Below are 15,913 nucleotides of genomic sequence, written 5' to 3' on the forward strand. Positions count from 1 at the left end.
GCAGGACTGTAGAGCAGGAAACTTTACCCGCGGACCCCGCCGGGAATAGCAAAAGGGCGACCCCTGTCCAGAGTCGCCCTTGTTGAGCCGCTTATGTGTAGCTGTTACTCGGCGTCGTGGTGACGGCGGGGCTTGCGGCCTCCGTTGTCGCCGGGACGACGCGGACGGTCGCTGCGCTCGGAGCGCTCGCGACGCGGACGCTCACGGCGCTGGAAGTGCTCACCGTCGTCCTCGGAGGCACCCTCGGCACGAGCCGGAGCCTCGGGCTTATCAAGACGATCGAGCGAGATCTTGCCGCGATCGTCGACCTCGATGACGACGACCTTAACCTCGTCGCCCACGTTGAGGACATCCTCGACCTTCTCCACGCGGCCCTTGGCGACGCGGGAAATGTGCAGCAGGCCGTCCTTACCGGGCAGCAGGTTGACAAAGGCGCCGAAGGGCTGGATGGAAACCACGCGACCGGTGTACTCCTCGCCCGGCTCGGGAACCTTGATGATGAGCTTAATGCGCTCGACAGCCTGGTCGACGGACTCGCCGGTGCCGCCGACAAAGACAGTGCCGTCCTCCTGGATGTCGACCAAAGCACCGGTCTCGTCTTGGATGCCGCGGATGACCTTACCGCCGGAACCGATGACGTCGCGGATCTTGTCGGTCGGAACCTGGATGGAGACGATGCGCGGAGCGGTGCTGCGCGTGGTGTGGCGCGGCTCGGGGATCACATCGAGCATCTTCTGCAGGATGAAGGCGCGACCCTCCTTGGCCTGCTGCAGGGCGCGGGCCAGGATGTCAAAGGTAAGGCCGGTGGCCTTGTTGTCCATCTGCAGAGCGGTAATGCCCTCGGTGGTGCCGGTGACCTTAAAGTCCATATCGCCCAGGAAGTCCTCGAGACCCTGGATGTCGGACAGGACCACGGTCTTGCCCTCCTCCTGGATCAGGCCCATGGCGATACCGGAGACCGGGCGCTTAATGGGCACGCCGCCATCCATAAGGGCGAGCGTGGAGCCGCAGGTCGAAGCCATCGAAGAGGAGCCGTTGGACTCCATGACCTCGGAGACCACGCGGATGGCGTAGGGGAACTCGTTCTCGTCGGGGAGCACCGGAAGCAGGGCGCGCTCGGCCAGGTTGCCGTGGCCGATCTCGCGGCGCTTGGGGCTACCCATGCGGCCGGTCTCGCCGGTGCAGAACGGCGGGAAGTTGTAGTGGTGCATGTAGCGCTTGCCCTCGGTGGGCTCGATGGTATCCAGACGCTGGCCCTCGTTGAGCATGCCGAGCGACAGGACGGAGAGCACCTGGGTCTGGCCGCGCTGGAACAGGCCGGAGCCATGAACGAGCGGCAGGTAGTTGTCCTTCACCATAATGGGGCGAATCTCATCGGCGGCACGGCCGTCGACGCGCTCACCGGTCTCGACGACCATGGTGCGCATGGCCTTCTTCTCGAGCTTCTTGAGTGCCACGGGGATCTCGCGCTCCCAAGCGGCCTGCTCCTCCTCGGTGAACTCGGCACGGATGGACTCCTTCAGAGCCTCGACCTTGCCGATACGGGAGAGCTTGTCGGCGTCGCGAAGGGCGGCTGCCATCTCGTCGTAGTGGGCGAAGATGCGCTCCTGGACCTCCTCGACGGGCTGGTCGAGCGGGTACTCCTTCTTGACGATAGCGCCGTTGACCTGCTCCCACTCGGCAACGAACTCGTCCTGAGCCCGGCAGAAGGCAGCGAGGGCCTCCTGGCCAAACTTCATGGCGGCGAGCATATCGTCCTCGGAGATCTCATCGGCGCCGGCCTCGACCATCGAGATGAAGTCGGCAGAGCCGCCCAGCTCCAGGTCCAGATCGGAGTTCTCGCGCTCCTCATAGGTGGGGTTGACGATAAACTCGCCGGTCTCCACGTTGCGGCCGATGCGCACGCACGCAAGCGGGCCCTCGAAGGGCACGCCGCCGAGCGTCATGGCCAGGGAGGCACCCATGACGTTGATGACGTCGAAGGGGTTGACCTGGTCGGCGACGAGCGAGGTGGCGACGATGTGCACCTCGTTGCGGAAGCCGTCCGGGAAGCTCGGGCGAATAGGACGATCGATCATGCGGGCCGTGAGCGTGGCCTTCTCGCTGGGACGGCCCTCGCGCTTGAGGTAGCCACCCGGAATACGGCCGGCAGCGTACATCTTCTCGTTGAAGTCGACGGTCAGCGGAAAGAAGTCGTAGTTCTTGCGCTCCTTGGAGACGACCACGGTGTCGAGCATCGTGGTATCGCCCTGCTTGACCAGACAGGCGCCGGTGGCCTGCTTGGCAAGCTCGCCCGACTCAAAGGTGTAGGTCTTGCCGTACAGCTCAAAGGTCTTGGATACGAGTGTCATTGTTCTCCTTTACCCCGCAGGCCCCTTGCCTGCGGGCTTCTCATGTGACGCGGGCCCCCTGCCCCCGCCACGCTTCAGAGCGTGATTGTTCACGCCCTTACACAAAAAGAGCGCCCCGCTGCGCAGGACGCTCTTAGCATGTACAAATCCTTACTGGATATTGTCGCGGATGCCCAGAGCCTTGATGAGCTCACGATACTCGACGACGTCGTTCTTCTTGATGTAGGAGAGAAGACGACGACGGCGACCGACGAGCATGAGCAGACCACGACGGGTGTGGAAGTCCTTCTGGTGGGACTTCATGTGCTCGGTCAGCTCCTTGATGCGCTCAGTCAGGATGGCGACCTGAACCTTGGGGTTGCCGGTGTCGACCGGGGTGTTACCGAACTGGGCAGTCAGCTCCGCCTTGCGCTCTTTGGAAACAGTCATTGTTTCACCTTTCGTTTCGCGTCGCCCGCGGGCGACTCTATTCGCCTCGGACTGGGAAGCCGCCGGTGGAGCGAGCATCCAAGGTCGAGGTACCAACAGGTCGGTATGTTACCACAAGCGGACCGCGTATGCCCATCATCACCGACCCAACATGAATTCCATCGCGCGAAGACGCTGATCGGTGTGCGTCGCAGCCCAAACATGCGAAAGCCCCAGCAAAAAGGCGGCAGTATGGGGATCGACCCTCTCGGCCATGAGCGCATCGAAGGTCATGGACATGAGGGCGCGCAGCCATGCGACCTCGCCGGTCGACACCAGCTCGGCACCCGGAACGCTCGACGCGCACGACCCGCACATGAGCCCGCCCGCCTGGGGCGAAAAATACGACAGCATGGGGTCTCCGCACAGTACGCAGGCCGAAAAATCGGGTCGATAGCCAACGTGCGACAGCAGCTTAAAGACATATGCCGCCACAAGCAGGTCCATATGTGCCGTGTCGAGCCTGCTGCCCACCAGGGCAAGTGCTCGCTGCGTAATGGCAAAGGTAAACGGGTCCTCGGCGTCCTCGAACGAGCACACGCGCGCGACCTCGGCGATCGCGCTTGCGGCGCAGGTCGTCTCGTAATCGGGCGCGGCGCCGAGCGGCGCCTCCATAAGCTCGGCCTGGGAAACCACGTCGAGCGACCGTCCGTGCGCGAGCAGCATATCGACGGTACAGAACAGCTCGCAGCGCGCCGCCAGGCGCCCGCCGGGTTTGCGCGCGCCCTTTGCCACGGCACGGACCTGCCGACCCCGCTCATCAAGCATCGTCAAGATCAGATCGGTCTCCTTGAGCTTGGTCTTATCGAGGACGAGTACCTTTGTGCGATATGTCCGTGAGCCTGCCATGAGCGCCGCGCGCCCTTAGTCCTCGGCGTTGTAGCCAAAACGGCGAAGCTGGGCCTCGTCGTCACGCCAGCCGGCCTTTACCTTCACATCCAGCTCCAAAAAGACCTGCGTGCCAAAGATGCGCTCAAGATCGCGACGGGCGTCGATGCCGATATGCTTGATCATCTCGCCGCCCTTACCGATGATGATGCCCTTTTGGCCCTCGCGCTCGACGTAAATGGTGGCATGCACGCGCAGCACCTTCTTGGTCTGCTCGAGCGCATCGCAGATTACGCCAACGGAGTGCGGAATCTCATCACGGGTGCGGCGCAAGACCTTCTCGCGCACAAACTCGGCAACGAGCGTCTCGTCGGAAGCGTCGGTACCCATGTCCTCGGGGAACCAACGCGGGCCCTCGGGCAAAAAGTGCGCAACGGTCTCGATGAAGGCATCGACGTTAAAGTTCTTGACCGACGACGTCACGATCTCATCGTCATATTCCATGAGCTCGTGGGCGGCCTTAAGCTGCTCCATGACCTGTGCGGGATCGGCTTCATCGGCCTTGGTGAGCACCAGGACCTTCTTGGAACGGGCGCATCTGACGCGCTCGGCAACCCAGGCGTCTCCCCTGCCGATCGGTTTGGTGGCATCAATCAAAAACGCGACGACATCGACATCGTTTAGCTCGAACAGCGCGCTCTTGTTGAGCTCGGACCCCAGACCGTCCTTGGGTTTGTGAATACCCGGGGTATCGACAAAAACCAGCTGGTAGCCGGGGCGATTGACGACGGCGCGCATGCGACGGCGGGTCGTCTGGGCCACCGGCGAGGTGATGGCGACCTTTTTGCCATAGCAGGCGTTGAGCAGCGTGGACTTACCGGCGTTGGGGCGGCCGACCAGGGCCACGAAGCCGCTGCGGAAACCGGGCTCAACGTCGCCAAAGCCCGCGAGGCTGTCGTCCTCGTCGCACAGGGCGTCGAGCTCCTCGTCACTCATGCCCTCAAACGGGTCGAACTCCTCGACCTCGCAAGCCTCAGTCGCTTCGGCATCCACAGCATCCAGGGGCTCGTCGTCCAGCGTTTCATCGATAGGCTGCATATTGTCGGACATGAAAATCCCTTTCTAAATAAAGCCGAGCGCGTGGGCAAATACCAACAAGCCCACAATCGCGGCGGTGATGGAAAGAACGTATACGGAGGCGGCGGCGATATCCTTTGCACGCTTTGCCAGCGGATGGAACTCCTGGGTCGCCAAATCGACAATCGCCTCCATGGCGGTGTTGCACAGCTCGCCGTGAATCACCAGGCCGCAGCAAATGATAATCGTAGCCCACTCGGCAATGTCGAGCCCCACGATGCAGCCGGCAATGACAGTGCACACACCCGCCACGAGCATGACCTTAATGTTGCGCTCGGTCTTGACGGCGGTAACGAAGCCCTCCATGGCGTAGGAGAACGACTTTAAAAAGGACGGATGGTCCTTGTTCGATCCGGGAATCATAGACGGCTCCTAGTCGTGGGCATGGTTGGTGATGGGGCCGACGTGAACCAGCTTGGGGTCCTCGCCGCGCTCGAGCGCCAGATCGCGTAGGATGGCGTCCTCGCGGGCCTCCATGACCTCGGCCTCGTCGTCCTCGATATGATCGTAGCCCAGTAAATGCAACATGCCATGCACGAGCATCAGGCGGCACTCATCGGCAGGGCTATTGCCAAAGCCGGGGGCCTGACGGGCAATGACCTGCGGGGCCAAGATGATATCGCCGAGCTCGAGCGTCTCGTCGGCTGGGATATCCTCGTCAAAGGCCGAGTCGCATTCAAACGAGAGGACATCGGTGGTACGGTCGATACCGCGCCACTCGTGGTTGAGCTCGTGCATCTCATCCTCATCGACATACGAAAGGGAAATCTCGACTTTTCGCTCAACGCCCTCGGCAGCCAGCACGACCTCGCAGATGTGCTCTACCTCCTGCGCGTCAAGCAGCGTATCGAGCTCGGCATCGTTGCTGATCAATACACTCAACGGGACTCCTTTCGGTCGCGCACGCGTTTCTCGCGCACGTCATCATAAGCATCATATGCCTCGACGATTCGCCCCACCAAGGCGTGACGCACCACGTCGGCACGCTCGAGGTGCGAAAACGCGACATCGTCGACACGACCCAAAATCTGCTCAACGTCGGCAAGACCGCCGCGACGACCTACCAAGTCACGCTGGCTCAGGTCACCGGTAATCACAAACTTGGAGTTAAAGCCCAAGCGCGTCAGGAACATCTTCATCTGCTCGGGCGTGGTATTTTGAGCCTCGTCGAGCACCACGAAGGCATCGCTCAGCGTACGACCGCGCATGTAGGCAAGCGGGGCGATCTCGATCACGCCACGCTCCATAAGCTCATCGGTGCGCTCGCGATCCATCATGTCAAAAAGGGCGTCGTAGAGCGGACGCATGTAGGGATCGATCTTTTCCTCGAGGGTACCGGGCAAAAAGCCCAAGTTCTCCCCCGCCTCGACAACCGGACGCGTCAAGATCAGACGGCCCACCTCGTGACGCTTGAGCGCGGCAACGGCAAGTGCCATGGCCAGATAGGTCTTACCGGTACCGGCAGGACCCAAGCCAAACGTGATGGTATGCGAGCGGATGGCATCCACATAGCGCTTTTGACCGAGCGTCTTGGGGCGAATGGCACGACCGCGATACGAAAGCAGCACATCATCGCGAAGCGACGTAGCCCCGTACTCACCGTCGCGCAAGACGGCCAGGCAGCGAGAGACATCGTCGACAGACAGCGTCCGTCCGGCGGCAGCCTCGCGAAAAGCATGCTCGAAAAAGCGCGCCACGAGCTCGACCTCGTCCGGGTCACCGCACACGGCGATACGGTCGCCACGGGCGACCACGTGGACGCGAACCAAGCTCTCGAGCGCACGAAGGACGCCGTCGCCGGCACCCAAAACGCGCGAGGGATCAATTCCATCGGGAACGGTAAGTCTAATCTTCGAGGCTTCCATGAACCTCCCTGCGTGCATGGACCAAGCCGGAATCATCGACTCCGATGATAGCAACATCGAGCAGGCACGGGGCTGTGAGTCCGCAGGTATCGTCAAGACGGGCATGATGGAACGAACCGAGCGTCAGGTTGTCGCCATACTCGAGCACGGCACGCTCGACGGTGCCCACGCGACGGCGGGCGTCGGCAATGGCGAGTTCCTGCGCCGCGGCTCGCATACGACGGCTGCGCTCAGCCATAACCTCGGGCGGCACCTGGTCGGGCATATCGGCAGCAAGGGTACCGGGACGCTTGCTATAGCGGAAGACATGCATGCGCGAAAAGCCCACGCGACGGCACAACGCCAGCGACTCCTCAAATTCCTCGTTCGTCTCGCCGGGAAAACCGACGATGACGTCGCACGAAAGGGACGCCTGGGGCAAGTTGGCACGAATCATACGCACCGTCTCCTCAAATGCCTCGGCGCTATAGGGACGGCCCATGCGATGCAGGGTCGCCGTGCAGCCAGACTGCACGGGCAGGTGCAAAAACGGGGCGATGCGCTGCGGATAGCGCGCCATGACCTTAAGCAGGGGCTCGGAGATATCCATGGGCTCGACCGAGGAAATGCGCACATGCGGAATAGACGTACGCTCCATGATGGCCTCGAGCAGCTCATCGATCTCGACGTGTTCGTCGGTCGCACTCTTGCCATCGTAGGCGCCCAGGTTCACGCCCGTCAGCACCACCTCGGGCACGCCGGCCTCCTGAGCCTCACGAACTTGTTCGAGCACAGACTCGACCGGCACGGAGCGCTCGGGGCCGCGGGCCTTCCACACAATGCAATAGGTGCAACGATGGTTGCAGCCGTCCTGGATCTTCACACCCAGACGCGAGCGACCGAGCGCGTCGACCACATCGCCGTCGCTACAGGCGGCCACGCTATCGGACTCAACGCCCAGCACCTCGCAGACGCGTTCGGCGACATCGATCTTAGACGGCTCCGCGATCACGCGGTCCGAAAGCTCCAGAAGCTCCTCGGGGTGCAAATTGACAACGCACCCGGTCACGACCACATAGGGCTCTTTTGGATGAGCCAGCGCATGGCGGACGGCCTTACGGGTCTTGGCCTCGGCCTCGCCCGTAACGGCACAGGTGTTAATGACGATCAGCTCCGCATCCTGAGGCTCCACCATTGCAAAACCCAGGCGCATAAGATCGGCAGTGATGCGGTCGGACTCAACCCGGTTGACACGGCAGCCGAGGTTGACAACAGAGATATGAGGTGCGAGCACGCGGGCTCCTTAATCGAGGATGTCGTCGAGAGCGCTCTTAATGCGATCGGTCACCGATTTCTTGCCGGAAGCGACATCGTCGCCCGACTCGGCGGCGAAAGCCTCGAGCAGCTCGCGCTGCTTGGCGGAAAGGTTCGTGGGGACGAGCACGCGCAGCTGAACGATCAAGCGTCCACGCGAGCCGCCACCGCCGATACGGGGCATACCGTAGTTGTTGACACTCACGGTGTCGCCGTACTGCGTACCGGCGGGGACGCACACCTTGACGACCTCGTCGGGTAAAATGCCCTCAACCTTAATCTCGCAGCCGAGCGCAGCCTGCGCAATCGAGATATCGCTCACGAGGTACAGGTCGTCGCCGTTGCGTTTAAAACGCTCGTGATCGGCGACGCGCACGTTGACGATCAGGTCGCCCGAGGGCTCACCACGAAGGCCTGCCTCGCCAAAGCCGCTCACGCGCAGCTGGCGACCGGTCGAGACGCCGGCGGGGATATCGATGTCGATCTTTTCGTGCGAAGGCGTGCGGCCCTGACCGTCGCAGGTCTCGCAGGGATGGTCGATGACCGTGCCCTCGCCATGGCAGTCGGGGCAGGGCGAAGAGGACTGAACCTGACCCAGGAACGAGCGCTGGACCGTTGTGACATAGCCCGTGCCGTGGCAACGGCTGCACTGCTTTTCGGCCGCACCCTCGGCCCTACCGGTGCCATTGCAATCCTCGCAGGGGGCAAGGCGGTCATAGCTGATCGTCTTTTTGCAACCGAGCGCCGCCTCCTCAAGGGTCACCGAAAGGGAGATGGCCATATCGCGGCCGCGACGACGCTCGCGGCGATTTCGGGCGCCACCGCCGGCGCCGCCGCCAAAGAACGACGAAAAGAGGTCGTCCATGCCCATGCCGCCAAAGATATCGTTAATGTCGACATAGCCGGAGCCACCGGGGCCGTCGGGCGAACCGTAGCGATCGTAGTTTGCACGCTTCTGCTCGTCGGAAAGAACGGAATATGCCTCGTTGAGCTCTTTGAACTTGGCCTCGGCATCGGGGTCGTCCGAAACGTCCGGGTGTACGATACGGGCCTTCTTTAGAAACGCGCGCTTAATCGTCCGCGCGTCGGCATCCTTGTCGACGCCAAGTACCTCGTAGTAATCCCTATTTTCCGACACGACCGAATCCTTCCGACTTTCATTATTGTCACAGTGCGTCCTATACCCAAGCTGGGCCGACCGCAAACAAAGGGTTTGATGTTATTGCATTGCGTAGGGCGAAAGCATGGCACGTTGCGAGCAGCTCGCAAACCAAACCGACACGAGAGCAAACATAAATCCGTTGGCAAAACCGTTGGCAAACTGCATCGCGCCGCGCTTCCACCACAGCAGGCTGCGGTGAAGCACGCCGTCCGAGAGCACCATGAACAAGCCCATGGCAAACGGAACAAAGCACATCATGGCAAAGGCCGAGAACACGCCCGAGATGGCCGACAGCACCAAAAAAGGCGCCACGATGCCCATCAGGTAAAAACCGGTACGAGCTTTGCCCTCCAGGCGTTCGGCCTCGACATGGGCGCGCCCGACCAAATCGCCGCCCGAGGCACCGTTGGTGCCGGCGTGACCCATGCCGTCAATATGGACCTCGTCGCCATCATGCGTGCCGGCGGGAAACTCAATCGTCTGCTCGGAGGTCACACGGGTCCGCCCGCTGCCACCGCAATCGGGGCAGGGGTCGGCGACGACCTTACCGGAACCGCCGCACTCGGGGCAGACCGACTGGAACGTGCCGGCACCAAACAGGAAGGACAGGTCGACGTCGATGTGGCCGCGACCGCCGCAGCTCGGACAGGTATGTGCATGCTCGGACGAGACAGAGCCCGAGCCCCCGCAATGACCACAGGTATCGAAGCGCGTATAGCGGACGGTCTTGCGGGCACCGCCCTTGGCCTCCTTGGCGTCGAGCTTAATATCGACGACCACGTTGGCGCCGTTCTCGGGATTATAGGCAGCCTGGCTGCGACGCTGCTGGCCCCAGGCGCCACCAAAGGGAAAGCCGCCCTCAAAGGGATTGCCATAGCCTGCGCTGCCGGCGTAGCCGCCGCCATAGGGCGAAGCAGAAGGAGCGCCGGCGAAGGGATTGCCCGAGCGCATGGCATCATAGCGCGCACGCTTCTGCTCGTCCGAAAGCACGGCATAGGCCTCGGAAACCTCTTTAAACTTTTCCTCGGCATCCGGCTCTTTGTTGACGTCCGGATGGAGCTTGCGGGCCTTTTGCTGAAAGGCCTTCTGGATATCACGCGAGGTGGCGTCCTTGGAGACACCCAAGATCTCGTAGTAATCTTTTTCGTTCATCGTCGCCATGCGCGGCAACCTCCTGCTCACAGCAGCGTATATATTGCGGTAATTCTACCCGAGCGGCCTAAGCTAGACCCCAAAACAGCTCGAACAGCATATTTCCATCGAGCCAGCCCAAGTGGGTGGGCGCTAAACGGGCGCGGGCGCGACCTGCTACAACATCTTTTGAGGTGATGCGCCCCGCATGCCCCTCGACATCAAGGGGTACCCAGGCGGCAAGGCCCAACGCGAGCGCACGGTCACAGGACGCCGCCAGCTCGCCTGCAGGAATCACGCTTGCCGAGCGAACCAACAGGTCGGGCCCAATGCCACGCGTCATGCGGCAGGCGAGCATCAAATCCTCCGCCGCCGCCTCGCGCTGTGACAGATACTCGGCATCAAACGTCGTCGCGGCATCGTCGCGTTGCACCAGACGCACGCGATACGCATCGCCGCGAGCGGGCACGTCGGGATAAAGCCCGGCCAAGCGATCGAAATCCTCGGCGTCGAGCATGCCCGCGGCAGAGCGACCCAGGCCCAGATAGCCCCGTCCGGTCCAATAGGCGATGTTATGCGAGCACTCATGTCCGTCGAGTGCATAGCTTGCCACCTCATACGGGTGATAGCCGGCCGCGCCCAGACGATCGCGCGCCGCTTCCATGCACGCAGCCTGAAAATCCTCGTCGGGCTCGAGCGACTCGTCGCAGAACGCCATGCGGTAGAGCGGCGTGCCTTCCTCGAGCGTGAGGGGGTACACCGACACATGTTGCGGCGCCGCTGCCAACACGCCATCGAGCGTGCGCTTCCAACTCGCTGCGGTCTGCCCGGGAAGGCCGCACATAAGGTCGCACGACACATCGAGCCCAGCGTCCTTAACCGTCGTGATGGCAGCGAGCGCCCGATCGGCATCGTGAATACGGCCGATGGCGGTAAGTTCGGCATTATCGAGCGTTTGCACGCCCAGAGAGACGCGTGTGACACCAACCTTGGCAAGCGCAGCGGCAAGCTCGGCGGTCAGCGACTCAGGATTAGCCTCGCAGGTAAACTCAACGGGCTTGCACCACATGCAAATACGCCGGGCAAGCTCCACCAGACGCTCTCCCGCCAGCGACGGTGTGCCGCCGCCAACATAGACGGTGCGGACCTGTGCAAGCGCCCCGGTGTCTCCAAAGGCATCAAGGCGCGCATACAGCTGCTCAAAATAGGCATCGAGCGCTGCGCTCAGGTCGCACGGAGCAAAACTGCGTGAGTCAAAGTCGCAGTACCGACACTTTTGAGCGCAAAACGGCACATGCACGTACAGCGCGGTAACGGCCACCGTTAGGCCTCCAGCGGATGAGCGGGCACCGACTCGCCAGCGGCAAGTGCGGCCTCGCAGGCCACCACATCGCGCTCGATATCATCGACCAATGCCATGAACTCCTCATATGTGGAGCAACGCACCACCTGGGCACGCCAGGCTGCAGCATGGGGCATGCCCTTTAGATACCAGCTTGCATACGTACGGGCACGCGACATGAGCGGCAGAAGCTCATGCGTCAGCGTGAGATGCTCGCGCAGGGCGTCCAGGCGCTCGACAGAGCTGCGCACCGGCACCGGTACGCCATTGAGCGCAAGGGCGCGAGCATCACCAAAGACCCAGGGATTACCGTAGATACCGCGTGCGATAAACACCGCGCTGGCACCCGAGTTGCGCAGATGCTCCGCGGCATCCTCGGCCGAGAACACGTCGCCCGAACCGATAACGGGAATCTCGACGGCATCGGCCACCTCATCGACGACCGACCAATCGGCCTGACCCGTATAGAGCTGCGTGGCACAGCGACCATGCACCGCCACAGCAGCGGCGCCCGCCCCCTCGAGCATCTGGGCAAACGTCGCGGCATTGCGATCTTCGGCGTAAAAGCCTTTGCGGATCTTAACGGTCACGGGCACGTGCGCCGCGCCCACCGCCGCCTCGACGATCTTCTCGGCCAGCTCGGGCGTGCGCATGAGCGCCGAACCCTCCCCTTTGGTGACGACCTTGCGAGCCGGGCAGGCCATGTTGATATCGATCAGCGACAGGCGATCGCCCACACGCTCCTCGACGGCAGCGACGGCGCTCGCAAATTGATCGGGCTTGGAGCCAAAGAGCTGCACGCAGATCTGCCGCTCCTCGTCTGCCGGCAGCACCAGGCGCCACGTCTTATTGCTGGCATAGGCAAGGCCCGCCACGCTCACCATCTCGCTATAGGCAAGATTGGCGCCGCGGCGGCGGCACATGATGCGATAGGCGGGATCGGTCACGCCGGCCATGGGAGCCATAAGGAACGGCTGCTCGGCATAGGCACCCAGCAGCCGCGTACTGTATTCGGAAAGCGCCATGGAACTACTCGTCCACCTTGAGGATCGCCATAAAGGCCTCTTGCGGGACCTCGACCGAACCGATGGCCTTCATGCGCTTCTTGCCCTCTTTCTGCTTCTCGAGCAGCTTGCGCTTACGCGAGATATCGCCGCCATAGCACTTGGCCAAAACGTCCTTGCGGCGCGCCTTGACGGTCGAGCGGGCAATGATCTTGTTGCCGATGGCACCCTGAATGGGCACCTCGAACAGCTGGCGCGGAATAATTTCCTTAAGCTTGTCGCACAACCCGCGGGCCAGCCCATAGGCCTTGTCCTTGTGCACGATAAACGAAAGCGCGTCCACCTCGTCGCCCGAAAGCAGGATATCGAGCTTGACGAGCTCGGAGGGACGATACTCGTTGAACTCATAATCGAGCGACGCATAGCCCTTGGTGCGGCTCTTGAGCTGGTCAAAGAAGTCCAGGATGAGTTCGGCGAGCGGCATGTCGAAGCGCATCTCGACCGATTTGCTCGTGAGGTGGATCATGTCGGTCGTAATGCCGCGGTGCTCGATAGCGAGCTGCATGACGGCTCCCGTATACTCGGGCGGGCAGATAATCTTGGCCTTGAGGTAGGGCTCCTCAATGCGCTCGATGCGCGTAGCCTCGGGCAGATCCTGCGGGCTGCGGACATCAATCATCTCGCCGTCGGTCTTGTAGACGTGGTAGTCCACCGAAGGGCTCGTGGCGATGAGGTCCAGGTTGAACTCGCGCTCCAGACGCTCCTTGACGACCTCCATATGCAGCAGGCCCAAGAAGCCAACGCGGAAGCCAAAGCCGAGCGCCACCGAGGTCTCGGGCTCCCACACCAACGACGGGTCGTTGACATGCAGCTTATCGAGAGCGTCGCGCAGGTTCTCATAATCCTTGTTGTCGATCGGGAACAAGCCCGTATAGACCATGGGCTTGGCCTCACGGTAACCGGGAAGCGGCTCAGGGCAGGGATTCGACGCCCACGTAAGGGTATCGCCCACGCGAACGGCCTCAGGGTCCTTCAGGCCCGTGACCACGTAGCCCACCTCACCGACCGTCAGCGCGTCGACCGGAGTCTCGGCGGGACGCTTGACGCCCACGCCATCGACCAAAAAGTCGCCCTCGGCCTGCATCATGCGAAGGGTATCGCCCTTCTTGATGGAGCCGTCAAAGACGCGGACCGTGGCGACGACGCCGCGGTACTCGTCAAAATACGAATCCAGGATGAGCGCCTTGAGCGGCGCCGTCGCATCGCCCTTGGGCGGTGAGATCAAAAAGACGATGGACTCCAGCAGATCATGGATGCCCTCGCCGGTCTTGCCCGATACGCACACGGCATCGTCGGCAGGAATCGCCAGGTCATCCTCGATCTCGGTCTTAACCTCGTCGGGGTGTGCCGACGGCAAATCGATCTTGTTGATAGCGGGCACGATATCCAGGTTGGCGTTCATGGCGAGCGTCGCGTTGGAGACGGTCTGCGCCTCGACGCCCTGCGTGGCGTCGACGACGAGCACCGCACCCTCGCAAGCGGCAAGCGAACGCGAGACCTCATAGGTAAAGTCCACGTGGCCCGGCGTATCGATCAGGTTGAACTGATACGTCTCGCCATCGTCGGCGTCATAGGAAACGCGAACGGCATTGGACTTGATCGTGATGCCGCGCTCGCGCTCGATATCCATGGTGTCGAGCAGCTGCGATTCCATGTCGCGCTCGTCGACGGTATGGGTGAGCTCGAGGATGCGATCACTGATCGTGGACTTGCCATGGTCGATGTGCGCAACGATCGAGAAGTTGCGGATGTGGGAAATGTCAATTGAAGTATTCATGCGGACTATCTTACCCGAGCGGTACAAAAAATGGAGCCTGTTCCATAAAACAGGCTCCATTTATGCGCGTAATCTGTGTGGTGTGAAATTTACAACTTAGGCGTTGATGCTGTTCACGAGCTTGGCAAGACCGGACTTGCGGTTGGAAGCCTGGTTCTTGTGGATAACATGCTTGGCGGCAGCCATGTCGAGACGCTTGGTGACGGTCTTGAGGGCAGCCTGGGCCTTCTCGGCGTCGCCCTCGGCGACGGCGGACTGGACATGCTTGGTCAGCGTCTTGAGCTCGGACTTGACAGCCTTGTTACGCATGCGAGCTGCCTCATTGGTGCGGATACGCTTCTTCTGAGACTTGATGTTTGCCACTTCTGGAGTTCCTTTCGAGTTCCTTGCAAAAAATGTATGACACCTCTGAGACACGGTGAGGTCATGCAAGCGCCTACTATAGCACGCTCCCCCTCAAAGGGATAGAACGAATTTGTCAAATAGACAGCTATCATCACGATTTTCTCAAGATGTTCGTAATCCAGAGCAAAAGCGCGTTCTGAGAATCGGCCGAACCCTTAAGAGCGAGCTCAACATCGACCGCGCCCTCGAGCGCCGCGACGAGCTCCGCCATCGAAAAGCGGCGTGCCCAGGTCAGGTGATTCTTAACCTGCCAGGGTTGAAGCTTGAGCGTCGCGGCAAGCTCGCGACCCTGCCCACGCGCATCGAGCGCCTTGGCGACGATAAGCTCGCGAATGCGTCCGCACAGCAGCGTGTAGGTCCACACATAGCTCTTGGCGGGTAGCAGCCCAAAGAGCTCAAGCGAGCGGCGCATATCACGAGCCGAGACCGCGTTGAGAAAATCCCAGGGCTGAACTTCGGCCGTGCGCACGATCCAGCGTTCCACATCGGCAAGCTCAATTTGCGGCGCATCGACCATCTGGGCAAGCTTGGCCAAGTCGTTATCGAGCATGCGAGTGTTTTCACCCGAACGCGAGACGAGTTCCTCGGCGGCCGCCGTCGAGATCGACTTGCCGTGCTGCGTCGCCATCTGCTGCACGCGGCGCGGTAGCTCCCAGCGCTTGGTGCCGGAGCAATCGATCACGGCCTTCTTGTCGATCTTGGCGATCGCTTTATACAGGCGCGTGTTCTTGGCAAGCGAATCGGCGATGATGAGACAGACCGTTGTGGGGCTTGGACTCGCTAAATACTCGACAAGCGGCTCCGAGACCGCCTTGGCGAGCTTTGAGCAGCCGTCAAGGATTACCAAGCGAAACTCGCTGCCCATGGGAAAAGTGTTGAGCGATCCGATAATGGACTCGATATCGGGGTCCTTGGTCATGTCGCGCTCGTCGAGGTTGAACTCGACCATACCCGACTTATCCAGACGTGCTTTCATACGCGAGACGGCGTGGTCGCGCTTGACTCCGTCGGTACCGACGATCAGATATGCCGGCAGCAGACCGGTTTCAGACATCGCGCTCCCCTCCCGCAGGCTCTCCTGTTCGTACCG

General features: G+C 61.7%; 15 protein-coding genes. All 15 read right to left on the minus strand.

Going from position 1 to position 15,913, the window contains the following annotated elements; all coding sequences use genetic code 11:
- Nucleotides 1-104 precede the first annotated feature (104 nt).
- Entirely contained in the window at nucleotides 105-2,351 is a 2,247-nt protein-coding gene (locus tag ACTQW0_RS05470) for a polyribonucleotide nucleotidyltransferase (protein WP_441567250.1), read from the minus strand.
- Nucleotides 2,352-2,501: 150 nt separating this feature from the next.
- A complete protein-coding gene (rpsO, locus tag ACTQW0_RS05475) occupies nucleotides 2,502-2,780 on the minus strand; it encodes a 30S ribosomal protein S15 (protein ID WP_154516313.1) in 279 nt (92 codons plus the stop codon).
- A gap of 138 nt (nucleotides 2,781-2,918) precedes the next feature.
- Nucleotides 2,919-3,668, minus strand: a complete 750-nt coding sequence (recO, locus tag ACTQW0_RS05480) for a DNA repair protein RecO (protein WP_154516310.1) — start codon at nucleotides 3,666-3,668, stop codon at nucleotides 2,919-2,921.
- 15 nt (nucleotides 3,669-3,683) lie between these two features.
- Entirely contained in the window at nucleotides 3,684-4,757 is a 1,074-nt protein-coding gene (era, locus tag ACTQW0_RS05485) for a GTPase Era (RefSeq protein ID WP_441567252.1), read from the minus strand.
- A 12-nt stretch (nucleotides 4,758-4,769) separates the two neighbouring features.
- Nucleotides 4,770-5,147, minus strand: coding sequence for a diacylglycerol kinase family protein (locus ACTQW0_RS05490; protein ID WP_427726826.1), 378 nt, complete (start codon nucleotides 5,145-5,147; stop codon nucleotides 4,770-4,772).
- Between the two features lie 9 nt (nucleotides 5,148-5,156).
- Complete coding sequence (ybeY, locus tag ACTQW0_RS05495) at nucleotides 5,157-5,666, minus strand: rRNA maturation RNase YbeY (RefSeq protein ID WP_427717500.1); 510 nt, start codon at nucleotides 5,664-5,666, stop codon at nucleotides 5,157-5,159.
- Nucleotides 5,663-6,649, minus strand: a complete 987-nt coding sequence (locus ACTQW0_RS05500) for a PhoH family protein (protein ID WP_441567254.1) — start codon at nucleotides 6,647-6,649, stop codon at nucleotides 5,663-5,665. The genes ybeY and ACTQW0_RS05500 overlap by 4 nt, the downstream gene beginning before the upstream one ends.
- Nucleotides 6,630-7,922, minus strand: coding sequence for a MiaB/RimO family radical SAM methylthiotransferase (locus ACTQW0_RS05505; RefSeq protein ID WP_441056766.1), 1,293 nt, complete (start codon nucleotides 7,920-7,922; stop codon nucleotides 6,630-6,632). The genes ACTQW0_RS05500 and ACTQW0_RS05505 overlap by 20 nt, the downstream gene beginning before the upstream one ends.
- A 9-nt stretch (nucleotides 7,923-7,931) precedes the next feature.
- Entirely contained in the window at nucleotides 7,932-9,080 is a 1,149-nt protein-coding gene (gene dnaJ / locus ACTQW0_RS05510; protein WP_441041560.1) for a molecular chaperone DnaJ, read from the minus strand.
- Between the two features lie 81 nt (nucleotides 9,081-9,161).
- Nucleotides 9,162-10,265, minus strand: coding sequence for a DnaJ domain-containing protein (locus tag ACTQW0_RS05515; RefSeq protein WP_427717509.1), 1,104 nt, complete (start codon nucleotides 10,263-10,265; stop codon nucleotides 9,162-9,164).
- A 58-nt stretch (nucleotides 10,266-10,323) separates the two neighbouring features.
- Entirely contained in the window at nucleotides 10,324-11,556 is a 1,233-nt protein-coding gene (gene hemW / locus ACTQW0_RS05520) for a radical SAM family heme chaperone HemW (RefSeq protein WP_441567256.1), read from the minus strand.
- A gap of 2 nt (nucleotides 11,557-11,558) precedes the next feature.
- A complete protein-coding gene (dusB, locus tag ACTQW0_RS05525) occupies nucleotides 11,559-12,602 on the minus strand; it encodes a tRNA dihydrouridine synthase DusB (protein WP_427717514.1) in 1,044 nt (347 codons plus the stop codon).
- A gap of 4 nt (nucleotides 12,603-12,606) precedes the next feature.
- A complete protein-coding gene (lepA, locus tag ACTQW0_RS05530; protein ID WP_154516289.1) occupies nucleotides 12,607-14,418 on the minus strand; it encodes a translation elongation factor 4 in 1,812 nt (603 codons plus the stop codon).
- A gap of 96 nt (nucleotides 14,419-14,514) precedes the next feature.
- A complete protein-coding gene (rpsT, locus tag ACTQW0_RS05535; protein WP_022094714.1) occupies nucleotides 14,515-14,781 on the minus strand; it encodes a 30S ribosomal protein S20 in 267 nt (88 codons plus the stop codon).
- 133 nt (nucleotides 14,782-14,914) lie between these two features.
- Nucleotides 14,915-15,877, minus strand: coding sequence for a DNA polymerase III subunit delta (gene holA, locus ACTQW0_RS05540; protein ID WP_441567258.1), 963 nt, complete (start codon nucleotides 15,875-15,877; stop codon nucleotides 14,915-14,917).
- Between the last annotated feature and the right edge of the window lie 36 nt (nucleotides 15,878-15,913).

The organism is Collinsella sp. LCP19S3_B7, assembly GCF_052121795.1.
GTDB lineage: Bacteria > Actinomycetota > Coriobacteriia > Coriobacteriales > Coriobacteriaceae > Collinsella.

Coding starts and splice junctions, on each gene's coding strand:
- ACTQW0_RS05515 (WP_427717509.1), bottom strand. CDS start 10,265: ATGGCGACGATGAACGAAAAAGATTACTACGAGATCTTGGGTGTCTCC.
- rpsO (WP_154516313.1), bottom strand. CDS start 2,780: ATGACTGTTTCCAAAGAGCGCAAGGCGGAGCTGACTGCCCAGTTCGGT.
- lepA (WP_154516289.1), bottom strand. CDS start 14,418: ATGAATACTTCAATTGACATTTCCCACATCCGCAACTTCTCGATCGTT.
- ACTQW0_RS05500 (WP_441567254.1), bottom strand. CDS start 6,649: ATGGAAGCCTCGAAGATTAGACTTACCGTTCCCGATGGAATTGATCCC.
- ACTQW0_RS05470 (WP_441567250.1), bottom strand. CDS start 2,351: ATGACACTCGTATCCAAGACCTTTGAGCTGTACGGCAAGACCTACACC.
- recO (WP_154516310.1), bottom strand. CDS start 3,668: ATGGCAGGCTCACGGACATATCGCACAAAGGTACTCGTCCTCGATAAG.
- dusB (WP_427717514.1), bottom strand. CDS start 12,602: ATGGCGCTTTCCGAATACAGTACGCGGCTGCTGGGTGCCTATGCCGAG.
- era (WP_441567252.1), bottom strand. CDS start 4,757: ATGTCCGACAATATGCAGCCTATCGATGAAACGCTGGACGACGAGCCC.
- holA (WP_441567258.1), bottom strand. CDS start 15,877: ATGTCTGAAACCGGTCTGCTGCCGGCATATCTGATCGTCGGTACCGAC.
- ACTQW0_RS05490 (WP_427726826.1), bottom strand. CDS start 5,147: ATGATTCCCGGATCGAACAAGGACCATCCGTCCTTTTTAAAGTCGTTC.